At 54.3% G+C, this 12,935-nt stretch carries 13 protein-coding genes and 1 tRNA gene; 11 read left to right on the forward strand and 3 right to left on the reverse strand.

The window, feature by feature from the left end:
* The first annotated feature begins 14 nt into the window (after positions 1-14).
* From TH5_RS07990 to TH5_RS08005, 4 genes are all read left to right on the forward strand, one after another.
* Complete coding sequence (locus tag TH5_RS07990) at positions 15-617, forward strand: PqiC family protein (protein WP_167443487.1); 603 nt, start codon at positions 15-17, stop codon at positions 615-617.
* A gap of 278 nt (positions 618-895) precedes the next feature.
* Positions 896-2,584: a hypothetical protein gene (locus tag TH5_RS07995; RefSeq protein WP_062949110.1), complete on the forward strand. Its 1,689-nt coding sequence runs from the start codon at positions 896-898 to the stop codon at positions 2,582-2,584.
* A gap of 163 nt (positions 2,585-2,747) precedes the next feature.
* Entirely contained in the window at positions 2,748-3,779 is a 1,032-nt protein-coding gene (locus TH5_RS08000) for a GlxA family transcriptional regulator (RefSeq protein WP_114121402.1), read from the forward strand.
* Positions 3,780-3,831: 52 nt separating this feature from the next.
* Positions 3,832-5,007, forward strand: coding sequence for an MFS transporter (locus tag TH5_RS08005; RefSeq protein WP_114121403.1), 1,176 nt, complete (start codon positions 3,832-3,834; stop codon positions 5,005-5,007).
* Positions 5,008-5,150: 143 nt separating this feature from the next.
* On the opposite strand, the gene TH5_RS08010 is transcribed toward TH5_RS08005, so the two are convergent.
* Positions 5,151-5,372: a hypothetical protein gene (locus tag TH5_RS08010; protein ID WP_062949104.1), complete on the reverse strand. Its 222-nt coding sequence runs from the start codon at positions 5,370-5,372 to the stop codon at positions 5,151-5,153.
* Positions 5,373-5,515: 143 nt separating this feature from the next.
* On the opposite strand from TH5_RS08010, the gene TH5_RS25465 reads away from it, so the two are divergent.
* The 3 genes from TH5_RS25465 (at position 5,516) to TH5_RS08020 (ending at position 6,375) form a co-directional block, all read left to right on the forward strand.
* A complete protein-coding gene (locus TH5_RS25465; RefSeq protein WP_167443488.1) occupies positions 5,516-5,659 on the forward strand; it encodes a hypothetical protein in 144 nt (47 codons plus the stop codon).
* Positions 5,660-5,752: transfer RNA gene (locus TH5_RS08015), tRNA-Ser, on the forward strand. It begins immediately after the preceding gene.
* 149 nt (positions 5,753-5,901) lie between these two features.
* Positions 5,902-6,375, forward strand: coding sequence for a hypothetical protein (locus TH5_RS08020; protein ID WP_244204855.1), 474 nt, complete (start codon positions 5,902-5,904; stop codon positions 6,373-6,375).
* Between the two features lie 78 nt (positions 6,376-6,453).
* Here TH5_RS08020 and TH5_RS08025 read toward each other — a convergent pair whose 3' ends face one another.
* Together TH5_RS08025 and TH5_RS08030 are read right to left on the reverse strand one after the other, a co-directional pair.
* A complete protein-coding gene (locus TH5_RS08025; protein WP_007089884.1) occupies positions 6,454-6,696 on the reverse strand; it encodes an Lrp/AsnC ligand binding domain-containing protein in 243 nt (80 codons plus the stop codon).
* 97 nt (positions 6,697-6,793) lie between these two features.
* Entirely contained in the window at positions 6,794-7,675 is an 882-nt protein-coding gene (locus tag TH5_RS08030; protein ID WP_114121404.1) for a MurR/RpiR family transcriptional regulator, read from the reverse strand.
* A 502-nt stretch (positions 7,676-8,177) separates the two neighbouring features.
* Here TH5_RS08030 and TH5_RS08035 point away from each other — a divergent pair.
* From TH5_RS08035 to TH5_RS08050, 4 genes are all read left to right on the forward strand, one after another.
* On the forward strand, positions 8,178-8,687 hold the full coding sequence (locus TH5_RS08035; protein ID WP_037987544.1) for a TRAP transporter small permease subunit: 510 nt from the start codon (positions 8,178-8,180) through the stop codon (positions 8,685-8,687).
* On the forward strand, positions 8,684-10,009 hold the full coding sequence (locus tag TH5_RS08040) for a TRAP transporter large permease (RefSeq protein ID WP_114121405.1): 1,326 nt from the start codon (positions 8,684-8,686) through the stop codon (positions 10,007-10,009). Before TH5_RS08035 ends, TH5_RS08040 begins: the two co-directional genes overlap by 4 nt.
* A 169-nt stretch (positions 10,010-10,178) precedes the next feature.
* Complete coding sequence (locus TH5_RS08045) at positions 10,179-11,231, forward strand: TRAP transporter substrate-binding protein (RefSeq protein WP_114121406.1); 1,053 nt, start codon at positions 10,179-10,181, stop codon at positions 11,229-11,231.
* Positions 11,232-11,492: 261 nt separating this feature from the next.
* On the forward strand, positions 11,493-12,860 hold the full coding sequence (locus TH5_RS08050; protein ID WP_114121407.1) for a glutamine synthetase family protein: 1,368 nt from the start codon (positions 11,493-11,495) through the stop codon (positions 12,858-12,860).
* Positions 12,861-12,935 lie beyond the last annotated feature (75 nt).

The following is a 12,935-nucleotide window of genomic DNA, read 5'->3' on the forward strand; positions in this document are numbered from 1 at the left end:
TGCAGGAATTGCAGATGAAACCGAAAGCAACGGCAAAAATTCGCGACCGTGTGATGGCGGGAATGTTTGTAGCATCGCTGGGGGTTCTGGCAGCATGCAGCACACCGGTTCAGGAGCGTTATTTCCTGTTGTCACCAGATGATGTTGCCGCGCCGTCGGGGGCGGCCAGAACAGCGGTGGTCGGGGTTGGTCCGATCACCATCCCAAGCCATCTGGATCGCAGCCAGATCGTAACACGCAGCAGCGATAACCGGTTGGTGATTAATCAGTTTGATCGCTGGGCAGAACCGCTGGATGAAAACATTCAGCATGTCCTGGTGGAAAATCTGGATCATCGACTGAGCCCGCAGCGGATCGAGACATTCCCGTGGAATTCTCGTGACGGGGTTGTCTGGCAGATCGTGGTGGATCTTGGACAGTTTGAGCGCCAACCGGACGGTTCAGTGCAGATGGTGGCACGTTGGAAAATCGTCAATTTCAATTCTGGTGAAGTTGCTGTATCCGAACGGTTTACGGACTCCGTGGTTCCGAAAGACACAACCACCGAGGCAACCGTTGCTGCCATGAGCGATCTTTTGGGACGACTGAGCGATTCCATTGCCCAGTCTTATCGCTGAAATTGCCTCAAGGATGGGGTTGGTATAGCGGATCATACCAAGGTATTGGTATTTTGGGTTGTATGACTATTGTTTGATGTATCCGGAATGGTGTCTGTTTTGCTGGAATACCGCGATTTCCGATAACATTTGAAAAGTTCGAATTCGCCCTATTGTTTTCAGAAACAGAATTGCCTTATAAAGAAGTATAAATATAAAAATGATGGGACACGCGCCTGACTGAGTAATGGCATGCAAATGCCGCCCCCATACAGGAAGTTAGGGAGCCAGTGCGCGTTATGTCGGATACGACCTTTGAAGTACGGGTTCAGCGTGGGGAACGCTGGATCATTCATTCGACCTTTGATGTCGAAAAAGAGGCGGTTAACGAGGCTGAAAAGCTTTTAAAGACCAAGGTCTCCGCCGTTAGGGTTGTTCGTGATTGGGAACGCGCCGACGGTCGGCATATCGAAAAAGTTCTTCTGGAAAAACAGGGTGCAGGCGAAGACGACGACAAGGATGTTCGTGTCTCGGCGATTGAGGATGCACCGCTTTGTGATTCCGATAACGACCTTTTGCAGTCGGAAAGCCGTGCGACGATCAATCGTCTGCTGCGCAAATATTTCGAACAGGAAATCCTGACCCCTTGCGAGGTAATGTATAATTATCAGAATCTGCGCAAGTTGATGTTTCATGATACATTGATGCCGACTGCGGTCGACAAGGTGGCCGGCATTCATGCCAAGGCGACCGATGGCGACCATATCGAGGCCATGAACAAGCTGCATGGTGCGATCGAACAGTTGGCCGCGCGCGCGCGCGAGGTCGAAAAGGTCGACCTTCCGGCATTTGAAGATGCTACCATTTCCGAAGTCCGTGATGAAATTCGCCGTCTGAACCTTGCGGAGGATACCGACTTTCTGACCATGGTCGCGCTGACGCGGGTGTTGTCGTCAAGCCGAAACTGGGTTGGCAAGCTTGATCTGGCGTTGAAGGTCAAGGGTGACGAGAAAGATGAGGCCGCGCGCAAGCTGCTTGACGATGTTATTGCCGACATTCTGGGATCGCCAGTGGCGTTGAAGGAATTGCTTGGCAGTTCGCGCAGCTTTGGCGATGCGGTAATCCTGCATATCGATCTGGCGTTGGGGCGGGCGCGTGGTAATCGCGGTTCAGCGGATGATATTCTTGAGTTGTTGAATCCGCTGTTTGGTTCGGGCTTGCTGGCGACGTCGCAGGAAGCCCTGTTTGATTATATTGTTCGCGAGTTGCGCAGTGCGAACAGTCTGACCCGTCATGAAAGCGATCCTGATCCGCTGGTCGGTATTCTGGACCGGCTGGTGAGCGAGAAGGGCGTTGTTTACGGGGCACCGATGGTATCGGCACTGGCCGAGCGCGGCGCGCGTCTTCGCAATGTTGGTGGTCCGCGTGCCATGATTGACGGGGTGGCGGAAATCAACGGTCGCATGGGGCCGAATTGCCGCAAGATGGCTTGGCTGCTGGCAGTTATGAATTCCGGGATTGTCGAAGATTTCGGGGACGAAGTTTTCGATATGCTGATGGATACGGTCAAGGATATGCGGGCATTGCGCGCATTTTGCGACAGTGATGCCAAACCGCGCGACAAGATGGCGACGGTCACGGTGATGAATGATGCGCTCCAGGCATCGAAACTTTCCGACGAACAGAAACAGCGCATTGGCGACAAGCTTGACGAGGGGCTGGCGGATTATCTGGTGCGTGAAAAGGTGATCGAGCGGATCGACAATCCGTCGCTTCATCTGCGTAAGCGTGCCTATATGCTGGTGCAATTCTGTTCGAGTGGCGTTCTGATCGAGGGGAAATCGGCATCCATGGCCCGGAAAAGGGTCGTCGGGTATCTGAAACAGCCGAATTTTACCGACAAGCTTGTTGATGACATCAAGGATATGACGGCCAAGGAAGGCACGATACGTGATTTCTATGCCCTTTTGCAGCGAAGCGGTTTTTAGGGCGACCGATCCAGAGTTTGGTGGGGAGACGCAGTAAAACTGCGAAGAGGCACACCCCGCGAAGATTGTGGCAACAGATGTTGTGGCAAGATTCGTGGGGTGTTTGTCATTGTTGCCAATGATATCCTGAGGCATGCTGCATTCCTGATGAACGGGGATTCTCATGCCAGACCACACAACCAGCACAAAAACCATCGCCTGCCTTGCCTTTGCCGATGTCATGAGCCTTGACGTTGTCGGACCGTTGCAGGTTTTCGCATCCGCTAATACCGAACTGGAACGGCAGGGGCGCGAACGGGCTTATGAGTTACTGGTGATTGCCGATGCTGCCGGGCCGGTGCCGACATCGGGCGGATTCAGGTTGTATGCCGATCTGGATTGGCGGGACCTTGATCTGGATGAAACCGATACTGTCCTGATTGCGGGGGGAGATGGTGTCAACCGGTTGCGCCAGCGTCCGGATATACTGGAATGGCTGGCACGGGCAGAAGGTAGTGTCGGGCGGCTTGGATCGGTTTGTTCCGGTGCGCTGATTCTGGCCGAGGCGGGACTTCTGGATGGCAGGATGGCAACCACGCATTGGTCGCGTTGCGACGAGATGCGCGCGCATTTCCCGAAGGTCAATGTGATCGAGGATCGGCTGCACAGTTACGATGCGAGTGGTCTGGACGGCGATCCGCATATTTTTACATCGGCCGGGGTAACGGCGGGCATTGATCTTGCTCTGGCGTTGGTCGAGGTGGATCACGGGCGGGCGATTGCCCTTGCCGTCGCTCGGCGACTGGTGATGTTCTTAAAGCGACCGGGCGGGCAGGCCCAGTTTTCGGCCTATCTGACGCCTGCCATCGGGGCGACAGCGCAGCTTGCCGGGTTGCTAGAATGGATACCGGGCCAACTCGATGGTGATCTGTCGCTGGAAGCCTTGGCCCGTCGTGCGGGCATGTCGGCCCGGACATTATCGCGGGTATTCACCCGCGATCTTGGCATGACACCGGCACGTTATGTTGAACGGGTTCGGATCGAAGCCGCGCGTGCCCTTTTGCAGGATGATGCCATGACAGTGACGCGTGTGGCGCGACTATGCGGATTTGGCCATCCCGAAACGTTGCGCCGCGCCTTTCAACGCCATTTGTCGGTCAGTCCGCAGGAATATGCCGACCGTTTCGGGCGAAGGCCAATGGCCGTTCCGGTTTAAGCGAACGGCGAAGATATTTTTATAATGATCTGTTTTTATTGGAGTTGGCGACATGCTGTTACTGACCAATGGATCGGTGCGTCTGCTGTTTATTGCTCAGGCGCTTTACTGGTCCTGTTCGCTGATCGGGATAACCCTGACATCATTGATCGGGATTGATCTGGCCCCTGTGCCGGGATTGGCGACCCTGCCATTGGCGTTATTGTTGCTGGGGAACCTCGCCTGTGTGCATCCGCTGGCGATGATGATGCAGCATTATGGCAGGCGGACCGGATTGTTTCTGGGCGCGATCAGCGGGGTTCTTGGCGGTGCCGTGGTGGCCGCCGGGGTTTATCAGGCGGAATTTTTGTTGGTGTGTCTGGGGACGTTTTTGATTGGCGGATATCAGGCATCGGCAATGTATTACCGGTATGCCGCATTGGAAGCGGTCCGGGATGATCAGAAGGGTCGTGCGGCCGCCTTGGTGGTGGGGGGCGGTGTTCTGGCGGCCCTGATTGCGCCCGAAATTGCAAGCCATACCCGCAATATGGTGGCGATCCCGTTTGCCGGATCGTATCTCGCACTTGCCGGGTTGGCAGCAATCGCGGCTCTTATCATGTTGATGTTGCGTGATGGTGGGGTTCCGGCAAAAACGCGCACCGGTGGTGCGGTGTTACTGGAACTGTTAAGTCGTCCGAGGTTGCGCGGGGCAATCGCGGTCGGTGCCGCCGGGCACGGCATCATGATTCTTGTCATGACGGCGACGCCACTTGCGATGAAGTTTTGCGGGTTTGATGTGGATACGGCGGCGAATGTCATTCGCTGGCACATTATCGGCATGTTTTTACCGGCCTTTGTTGCCGGACCGATGATTGACCGGTTTGGTGCGCGCTTGATGGCAATGGTCGGCGCGCTGGCGTTGGTGTTCAGTGTGGCCTTTGCCGTGTCGGGGATCAGTTTTTCGGCATTCCTGATCAGTTCGTTCCTGTTGGGGATTGGTTGGAACCTGATGTTGCTGGCGGGGACGACGCTTTTGGGCGAGGGGCATGATGCATCGGAACGCGGCCATGCGCAAAGCCTGATGGAACTTGGCAACAGTATTACCGGGACGGCGGCATCGCTGGTGGCAGGTGCGCTGATTGCCGGAGCCGGGTGGAACATTATCAATTTCGGGGTTCTGCCAGTATTGGTGATGGCGATGGTACTGATGTGGCTTGGCGGGCGGCAGGCGGTGACGCAGCGGGCATAGGACGGATAAAGAAACCGCCGGTCAATAGACCGGCGGTTCGAGTTGCAGGGCGAACGGGGAGTTTCGCCCCGGCGCGATCTCGTTTCGCGTGGTATTGCGGGCGGGATGAACCGACCGCGATCCGGGCAATAAAAAACCGGCCATCAGGCCGGTTGGGCATTTAATGTCGGGCTGTTGGCCGCGACGAATTCCTTGATCTTCTGCAGAACAAATTCGCGTGATGAATTTTCACGGGTGCGAAACAGGACTTCGCGGTCGTGAATGACAAGGCCAAGATAGACCGGATTATTGTGGCCTTCCTTGCTGAGTTTCAGGGCGCGAAGGGTATGACCGAGGTCATCCGTGCTCTGATAAACGGTACGCATGATGCTTTAACCTGCTTTCTGTCTCGAACGGGCTCAAACGGGAAAAAGAAACTTACACAGCTCTTATGACAGCCAAGTTTTTCGCTGCGATGACAGCAATATGATGGTTTGGAGACTCTTTTGGTCCTCAACCAGAAAAGGTAATGGCAAAGCCCTTCAAAAAGCTGGTGGTTTCATTCACCGGATTTGATAAAAGAAAACGGGCAGGACGCCTGTTTCCGGCATTGACATGGGCTGATGCGATGTTTAAGAAAGGCGTCGTTCCGCACGGAACACCAAAGAGATAAGGGCAAGTGGCCGAGTGGCTGAAGGCGCTCCCCTGCTAAGGGAGTATGGGGTCAAAAGCCCCATCGAGGGTTCGAATCCCTCCTTGTCCGCCACTGATCAAAGCACCCCAAAAGGGTGCTTTTTTCTTTTGAGGCGGGAATAAAACAATCATTTCAGACGTTATCGTAACAGGCGGGGTCGCCAATGGCGTTCTCGAACATCATCTATGATGGATCAGCTTTAATAATCCGACGAGGTTGCGATGATGTATTTCGATCAGTTCAAGTCCATCGCCAAACCATTGTTACTTGCGGGTTCGACCTTGCTGGCAGTGATGGTTCTGACAGCAACGGCGGCTGCGAGCAAACCGGCTGCTGCGCCAGTTTATGAAATCGCGCAATCGGGCGGTTTTAGCCAAGAAGAACGGCGCATCATTTATGACGTGCTTGATGCGGTTGACCGCAATATTGGCGATGACGAAAATCGAGGCAAAGGTGGCAAGAACAAGGGTAACGGCAAAGGAAAAGACGGATTGCCACCCGGTATTGCCATGAAGCTTGAGCGCGGCGGCACCTTGCCCCCGGGGATTGCCAAACGCGACCTTCCGGCAGATTTACGATCACGCCTGCCGTATCGTTCGGATGCCATTCGACAGATTGTCGGTAGTGATGTGGTCCTGATTGAAAAGGGAACCGATATCATCCTTGATGTGATCCGCGACGTTGTGCGCGACTAGCATCGGATGTGATATGGATAAAGAAAAACGCGGTGAAAATCTCACCGCGTTTTTTTGTTTGCGCCTGTGGTTCTATGATCAGGTGAAGGCGTTGAAGGTGATGATCGTCTGCGTATCCTTGATATGGGGCAGCAGGTGGATTTTTTCGTTCACATAGCGCCCGATATCCTGACCGTCTTCGATATAGACCTTTACCAGCAATTCAAACGGTCCCGAAATCGAATAGACTTCCGATACACCTTCGATTTCCTCGACCAGTGCTGTGGCAACGTCATAGGCTTTGCCCAGATCGCATTTCACGAAAATGAAAAAGGGATGCATCGGTGCAGCTCCGGTATTTGGGGATAAAAATTATGCCCCAAGCTATCGCGGTGCGGCGGTGGTTTCAATCATTACTGCGGGCAACGCACGCGGCGTACTAAGATTGCGGCGCGCGACGCAGGATTTCCAGATGCTTGATGCGCGCGCGCACCTGTTCGGGGTTATGTTGACCGACCCCTTCAAGCAGGGTTTCCAGCATGACCATGCTGGCAGCCGAGCTATCCCACGTCGTGCCGGTTTCGATGCGGACCGGAAAAACATGGCGGGCGAATTGTGCAATCGGGCTGAGCCATTGGTCCGTGAACAGAATGATTTTGGCATCCTGTCTGGAAGCGGCTTCGGCAAATGCGATGACATCGGCCTGATAACGCCGGACATCAAAGACCAGCAGAACATCGCGTTTGCCGATATCCAGAAGGTCTTCGGCCCATTTGGCGCTTTGGCCCGAGACGCGGCGCACATGGCTTCGCATGGTGCGCAGATGTTCATAGGCATAAACCGCAAGGGCGGATGTAAACCGCCCGCCCAGCAGATAAACCGATCCCTTGCAATCACCGATCAGCTCAATCGCGCTTTGCAGTTCGGCCGGGTTGATATTGGCAAGGCTTGTGCGGATGTTGCTGATGGTTGCTTCGGTCATTTCATGAAGCAATTCGCCCATTGGATGGCCGGAATGATTGCGCGAACGGGGCAGGCTGCTTCGGGTTAGGGGCGATTGCAGGCGGGCTTCGAGTTCACCGCGCAGGCGCGCCTGCATATCGGGATAGCTGTCAAAGCCGATCTTGCTGGCAAAGCGCAGCACCGTCGGGGCGGAAACGCCACACCGTTCGGCAAAGGTCGCCACGGTTTCAAGCCCGGCCATTGGATAGTTGCCAAGCAGGGCCTGCGCCAGCTTGCGTTCCGATGCGGTCAGTGTATCGGCTTTTTGCGTGATCTGTTCGGCGACTGTCGGTTTCGTTGCCTGCTGCTTCGCATCCAAAGGCGATATTTCCCCGGTTATGCCATTCGCACGGAATGGCCAAACACCCGCAAAGTGCGCTTATGCATTGTTCGGGCGCGGTTTACCTTGTCTGACCTACAAATACAATGATTGTAACGAATTTTACAATATTTGATATTCTTGTCATCAAAATTGAAATCATGTAACGTTCGTTACAGAAGGGATAAAACCCGTGCCGCGAAAAGCGGTGCAACAATTCAACGGCTTGGCAAAAGTCGGTCGCCCGGGAGGCGGTTCATCACACGGTACGGCCTTGTAAAAGGTGGTGCAGACAAGGGGATGCAATATGGGTTGTCAGGGCTGCGAATACTTCCATCCAGATTTGGTGTCGATGTTGAACCTGCCGGGTTTTTCCGGGCGGTAAGGCATTTCGTATCACCGTTCGCATCCATCGGATGTGAACGGGTGGGATCATATTTGCAAATGACAAACCAACCGCTGTTGCGACCGATAAAACAGGGAGATGTTGGGGTGGCGTTAGATGCCTGAATTTATCAAGACCTACGTCAGATGGGTCGATTGCGTGAACCGGATCATCGGCCGGTTTGCGATGTATCTGATCTTTGCGATGCTTGCGGTGCTTTTGTATTCCGCTGCGACCAAGCTGATGGAATTTCCGGCCCTTTGGACGCTGGAAACCGCGCAGTTCCTGATGGTGTCCTATTTCCTGCTGGGCGGGGGATATTCCATGCAGCTGGACTCGCACGTTCGGATGGATTTGCTGTATGGCGCTTTGTCGCCGCGCAAACAGGCCGGGCTTGATGCGATCACGATCCTGTTTCTGATCTTTTATCTGGCATTTCTGCTGTATGGCGGCGTGTCGTCGACCGCCTATGCGTTCGAGTATGGCGAAACCAGCTATTCCGCGTGGTCACCGCCGATGTCGCCGATCAAGGCGATCATGACATTTGGCGTGTTCATGATGCTGCTGCAGGCAATTGCAACCTTCTTTAAAGATGTGGCAGCCGCCCGCGGGGAGAGCCTTTCATGAGTTATGAAATGATCGCTCTTCTGATGTTTTCCACGATGATGCTGATGCTTCTGACCGGGAAACGGGTTTTTGGTGCCATCGGTTTTGTTGCCGTTGTTTTCGCCCTTGGCATGTGGGGGGATGGCGGTTCTGAAATGGCGTTCAGTGCCGCGATGAAGCTGATGAAGTGGTATCCGCTTCTGACGCTGCCGTTGTTTGTCTATATGGGCTATATGCTTTCGGAATCCGGTCTGGCCGATGATCTTTACCGGATGTTCCATGTCTGGATGGGGCCGGTTCGCGGTGGCCTTGCCATCGGGACGATTGTTCTGATGGTCGCGGTGTCGGCCATGAATGGCCTAAGTGTTGCGGGCATGGCGATCGGGGCCAGCATTGCGTTGCCGGAACTTTTGCGGCGTGGCTATGACAAGGTCATGGTGACCGGGGTTATTCAGGCGGGCAGTTCGCTTGGCATTCTTGTGCCGCCAAGCGTGGTTCTGGTGCTGTATGGCATGATCGCGCGTCAGCCGGTCGGGCAGCTTTGGCTGGCGGGGGTGTTCCCCGGGCTGCTGATGGCGGGCATGTTCATCATCTATATTGCCATTCGCTGCTGGCTGCAGCCCAGTATGGGCCCGGCATTAAGCAAGGAAGAACGCGCGGAAATCACATGGGGCGAGAAGGTTGGCCTGCTGAAAGCCGGGATCGTTCCGCTGTTCATCTTCTTCTCGATGACCGGTCTGTTCCTGATGGGGATTACGTCGCTTGTTGAAAGTTCGGCCGTAGGGGCGCTTGCCGCGACCCTTGCCGCCTTGTTCAAGCGCCGCCTGTCCCGCGTTGTCATGGAAGAAACCCTGCGCAAGACACTGTCGATCAGCTGCATGTTCATGTGGATCATTCTGGCAGCACTGGCATTCGGTGCGGTGTTTGACGGGCTGGGTGCGGTTCGGGCGATTGAAAGCTTCTTTGTCGATCAGATGGGCCTTGGCCCGTGGCAGATCCTGATCATGATGCAGATTTCCTTCATCCTGATGGGCATGTTCCTTGATGACACCGCGATGCTGGTGATCGTCGCACCGCTTTATGTGCCGCTGGTTGGTGCACTTGGTTTCGATCTGGTCTGGTATGGCGTGCTTTATACCATCACCTGTCAGATCGCCTATATGACACCGCCGTTTGGTTACAACCTGTTCCTGATGCGTGCCATGGCCCCGCCAGAGGTAACGTTAAAGGACATCTATAAATCCATCACACCGTTTGTGATCATCATGGCGATGGCGCTTGGCATCGTGATGGCGTTCCCGCAGATCGCGCTATGGCTGCCGGAATGGCATTACGCGCGGTAAGCAAATGAACCCGATACCGGCGGGGTCGCAGAAGGCCCCGCCGTTCAAAACAAAATCAATTCAGGGGAGGTTTAAATTTCCAACAAGAGGAGGCGCTGCCAGACCCGTAAGGCGGGCAGGGCAGCTAATTAATGCGTTAACGAACTTCATCGATCAGGGAGATGATACAATGACGACGAGACGCGACTTTATGAAGAAAGCCGGTGTTGCAACCGCAGCAGCCGGTACCACGGCGTTTGCCGCACCTTATGTCAAGGCGCAGAACGCCAAGATCACCTGGCGTTTGCAGACCTATGCCGGTCCGGCGCTGGGCGAACATGTGATCAAACCGGCGATTGATGCCTTTAACAAGGTCGCCAATGGCGAAATGGAAATCGAACTTTACTATGCCGATCAGCTGGTTCCGACCGGCGAGTTGTTCCGTGCCATGCAGCGCGGCACTATTGATGCGGTTCAGTCCGATGATGACTCGATTGCGGCTCCGGTGGATATTTCGGTCTTTGGCGGCTATTTCCCGTTCGCGACCCGTTACAGCCTTGACGTTCCGGTCCTGTTTGAAGAATACGGCCTGAACGAAATCTGGGACGAAGCATATAGCGAAGTCGAAGGTGTCAAATGGCTTTCTGCCGGTTCGTGGGACCCGTGCCATTTTGCAACGGTTGATCCGATCAACAGTCTGGAAGACCTTAAAGGCAAGCGTGTCTTTACCTTCCCGACGGCGGGTAAATTCCTGTCGCGCTTTGGCGTTGTTCCGGTCACCCTGCCGTGGGAAGACATCGAGGTTGCCGTTCAGACCGGCGAGCTTGACGGGATCGCATGGTCGGGCATCACCGAGGATTACACGGTCGGTTGGGCCGATGTGACCAACTACTTCCTGACCAACAACATTTCCGGTGCATGGTGTGGCTCGTTCTTCGCCAATGAAGAACGCTGGAACGAACTTCCGGAACATCTGAAAGTTCTGTTCAAGCTGTGCATGGACAGCTCGCACTATTATCGCCAGCATTGGTACTGGGGTGGTGAAGCCAAACTTCGGACCCAGGGTACGAAGCTGAAGCTGACCTCGATCCCCGATGCGGAATGGGCGACGGTCGAAGCCGAAGCACATAAGTTCTGGGATGAGATTGCGCAGACCAGCCCGCGTTGCGCGAAGGTCGTGGAGATCTTCAAGCAGTATGCTGCGGTGATGGAAAAAGCCGGCAAGCCGTATCGTTACAGCTAAGCCCGTCGGGAACGGTCAATTTTGATTGGGCAGGGCAGCAGATGTTTCATTGGGCACCTGCTGCCCTGTAAACCGGTATTCTTTTGCATTTATGCGAGTTTTGTCCATGTAATGAATAATACAAAATGGCAAAATATTTGTTTAAATGTTCAATATTGTAATTTACATTACAGACCAAGACGTCACAAGACGCGAAATATAAACGGGCAGGAACCGGTCAATCCGACACAATAATAAAGCCCAAATCACAGGAGGCCGCCGATGCAGGCGAAGGATGTCAAAACCGCCGATGACGCACGAAAACTGATTAAGGAACGAGACATCAAATTCGTCAAAATCGGTATTTTCGACGTCGACGGAATCATGCGCGGCAAATACATGCATCGCGACAAATTCCTGTCGGCACTCGATTCCGGTTTTGCCTTTTGTGATGTGGTTCTGGGCTGGGATTCAAATGACCAGCTTTATGACAAATCCGAGTTTACCGGCTGGCACACGGCATATCCGGATGCACCGGTGCGCGTGATCCCGGAAAGTTGCCGCGAATTGCCGATGGAAGACGATACCGTCCTGTTCCTTGGCGAGTTCGAGGGACGAGCGGAAACTGTTTGTCCGCGCGGCACATTGCGCCGTGTTCTCGAAAAAGCCGATGCCATGGGATATGACGTGTCGGCTGCTTGCGAGTTCGAGTTTTTCCTGTTCGAGGAAGATCCGCATTCTGTACGTGAAAAGAACTATCGCAATCTTAAGAACATCACGCCGGGCTTTTACGGTTATTCGATGCTGCGCAATTCCGTGCATTCGGAATTCTATCATGACCTGCTTGAACTCGGCGAAAGCATGGATTTCCCAATTGAGGGACTTCATACCGAAACCGGTCCCGGTGTGCTTGAAGCCGCCATTGGTCATGACGAAGCATTAAGGGCAGCTGACAAAGCCGCATTGTTCAAGACATTTACCAAGGTTCTGGCTCAGCGTGCCGGATGGATGGCGACCTTTATGGCGAAATGGTCGCCCGATTGGCCGGGGCAGTCGGGGCATATGCATGTTTCGATCAAGGGCAAGGATGGCCGGGCGGCATTTTATGACGCCAATAAACCGCACAACATGTCCGATGAAATGCGTTGGTTCCTTGGCGGGCAGCAGAAACTTATGCCGGAACTTCTGTCGATGGTGGCCTGTACGGTAAACAGTTATTCGCGACTGATCCCGGGTTTCTGGGCACCGACGACGGCAACATGGGGTGTTGAAAACCGGACCACGGCGCTTCGCGTCATTCCGGGTAGTGCCAAATCGCAGCGTATTGAATATCGCATTGCTGCGGCGGACATTAACCCCTATATCGCGCTTTCGGCTGCCATCGGTTCGGGACTTTGGGGCATTGAAAACAAGGTGGAGCCGGGCGAAATGGTCGTCGGCAACGCCTATGCGCAGGAATTCCCCGAAGAGACGACATTGCCAGCCACCCTTTATGAGGCAGCTGGACGTTTGCGCAAATCGGAGGCTGCAAAATCGCTGTTTGGCGAAGAATTCGTGACCCATTACGCCCAATCGCGGGAATGGGAAGAACGCGAATTCCGCAAGGCGATTACCGACTGGGAAATGCAGCGTTACTTCGAAATCATTTGATCTGTTGCACGCGGCGACGCATCGTCGCTTCGCGCCCGATCACATATCTTAGCGCCCTAACTCATTCTCCAATTG

Source organism: Thalassospira xianhensis MCCC 1A02616 (assembly GCF_003326475.1).
Lineage (GTDB): Bacteria > Pseudomonadota > Alphaproteobacteria > Rhodospirillales > Thalassospiraceae > Thalassospira > Thalassospira xianhensis.

What these genes read in the sequence shown, in the direction of transcription:
- TH5_RS08020 (WP_244204855.1), top strand. Translation starts at nt 5,902, where the DNA reads ATGATGTATTTCGATCAGTTCAAGTCCATCGCCAAACCATTGTTACTT.
- TH5_RS08050 (WP_114121407.1), top strand. Translation starts at nt 11,493, where the DNA reads ATGCAGGCGAAGGATGTCAAAACCGCCGATGACGCACGAAAACTGATT.
- TH5_RS08010 (WP_062949104.1), bottom strand. Translation starts at nt 5,372, where the DNA reads ATGCGTACCGTTTATCAGAGCACGGATGACCTCGGTCATACCCTTCGC.
- TH5_RS07990 (WP_167443487.1), top strand. Translation starts at nt 15, where the DNA reads ATGAAACCGAAAGCAACGGCAAAAATTCGCGACCGTGTGATGGCGGGA.
- TH5_RS08035 (WP_037987544.1), top strand. Translation starts at nt 8,178, where the DNA reads ATGCCTGAATTTATCAAGACCTACGTCAGATGGGTCGATTGCGTGAAC.
- TH5_RS08005 (WP_114121403.1), top strand. Translation starts at nt 3,832, where the DNA reads ATGCTGTTACTGACCAATGGATCGGTGCGTCTGCTGTTTATTGCTCAG.
- TH5_RS08040 (WP_114121405.1), top strand. Translation starts at nt 8,684, where the DNA reads ATGAGTTATGAAATGATCGCTCTTCTGATGTTTTCCACGATGATGCTG.
- TH5_RS08000 (WP_114121402.1), top strand. Translation starts at nt 2,748, where the DNA reads ATGCCAGACCACACAACCAGCACAAAAACCATCGCCTGCCTTGCCTTT.
- TH5_RS08025 (WP_007089884.1), bottom strand. Translation starts at nt 6,696, where the DNA reads ATGCATCCCTTTTTCATTTTCGTGAAATGCGATCTGGGCAAAGCCTAT.
- TH5_RS08045 (WP_114121406.1), top strand. Translation starts at nt 10,179, where the DNA reads ATGACGACGAGACGCGACTTTATGAAGAAAGCCGGTGTTGCAACCGCA.
- TH5_RS07995 (WP_062949110.1), top strand. Translation starts at nt 896, where the DNA reads ATGTCGGATACGACCTTTGAAGTACGGGTTCAGCGTGGGGAACGCTGG.
- TH5_RS25465 (WP_167443488.1), top strand. Translation starts at nt 5,516, where the DNA reads ATGGCAAAGCCCTTCAAAAAGCTGGTGGTTTCATTCACCGGATTTGAT.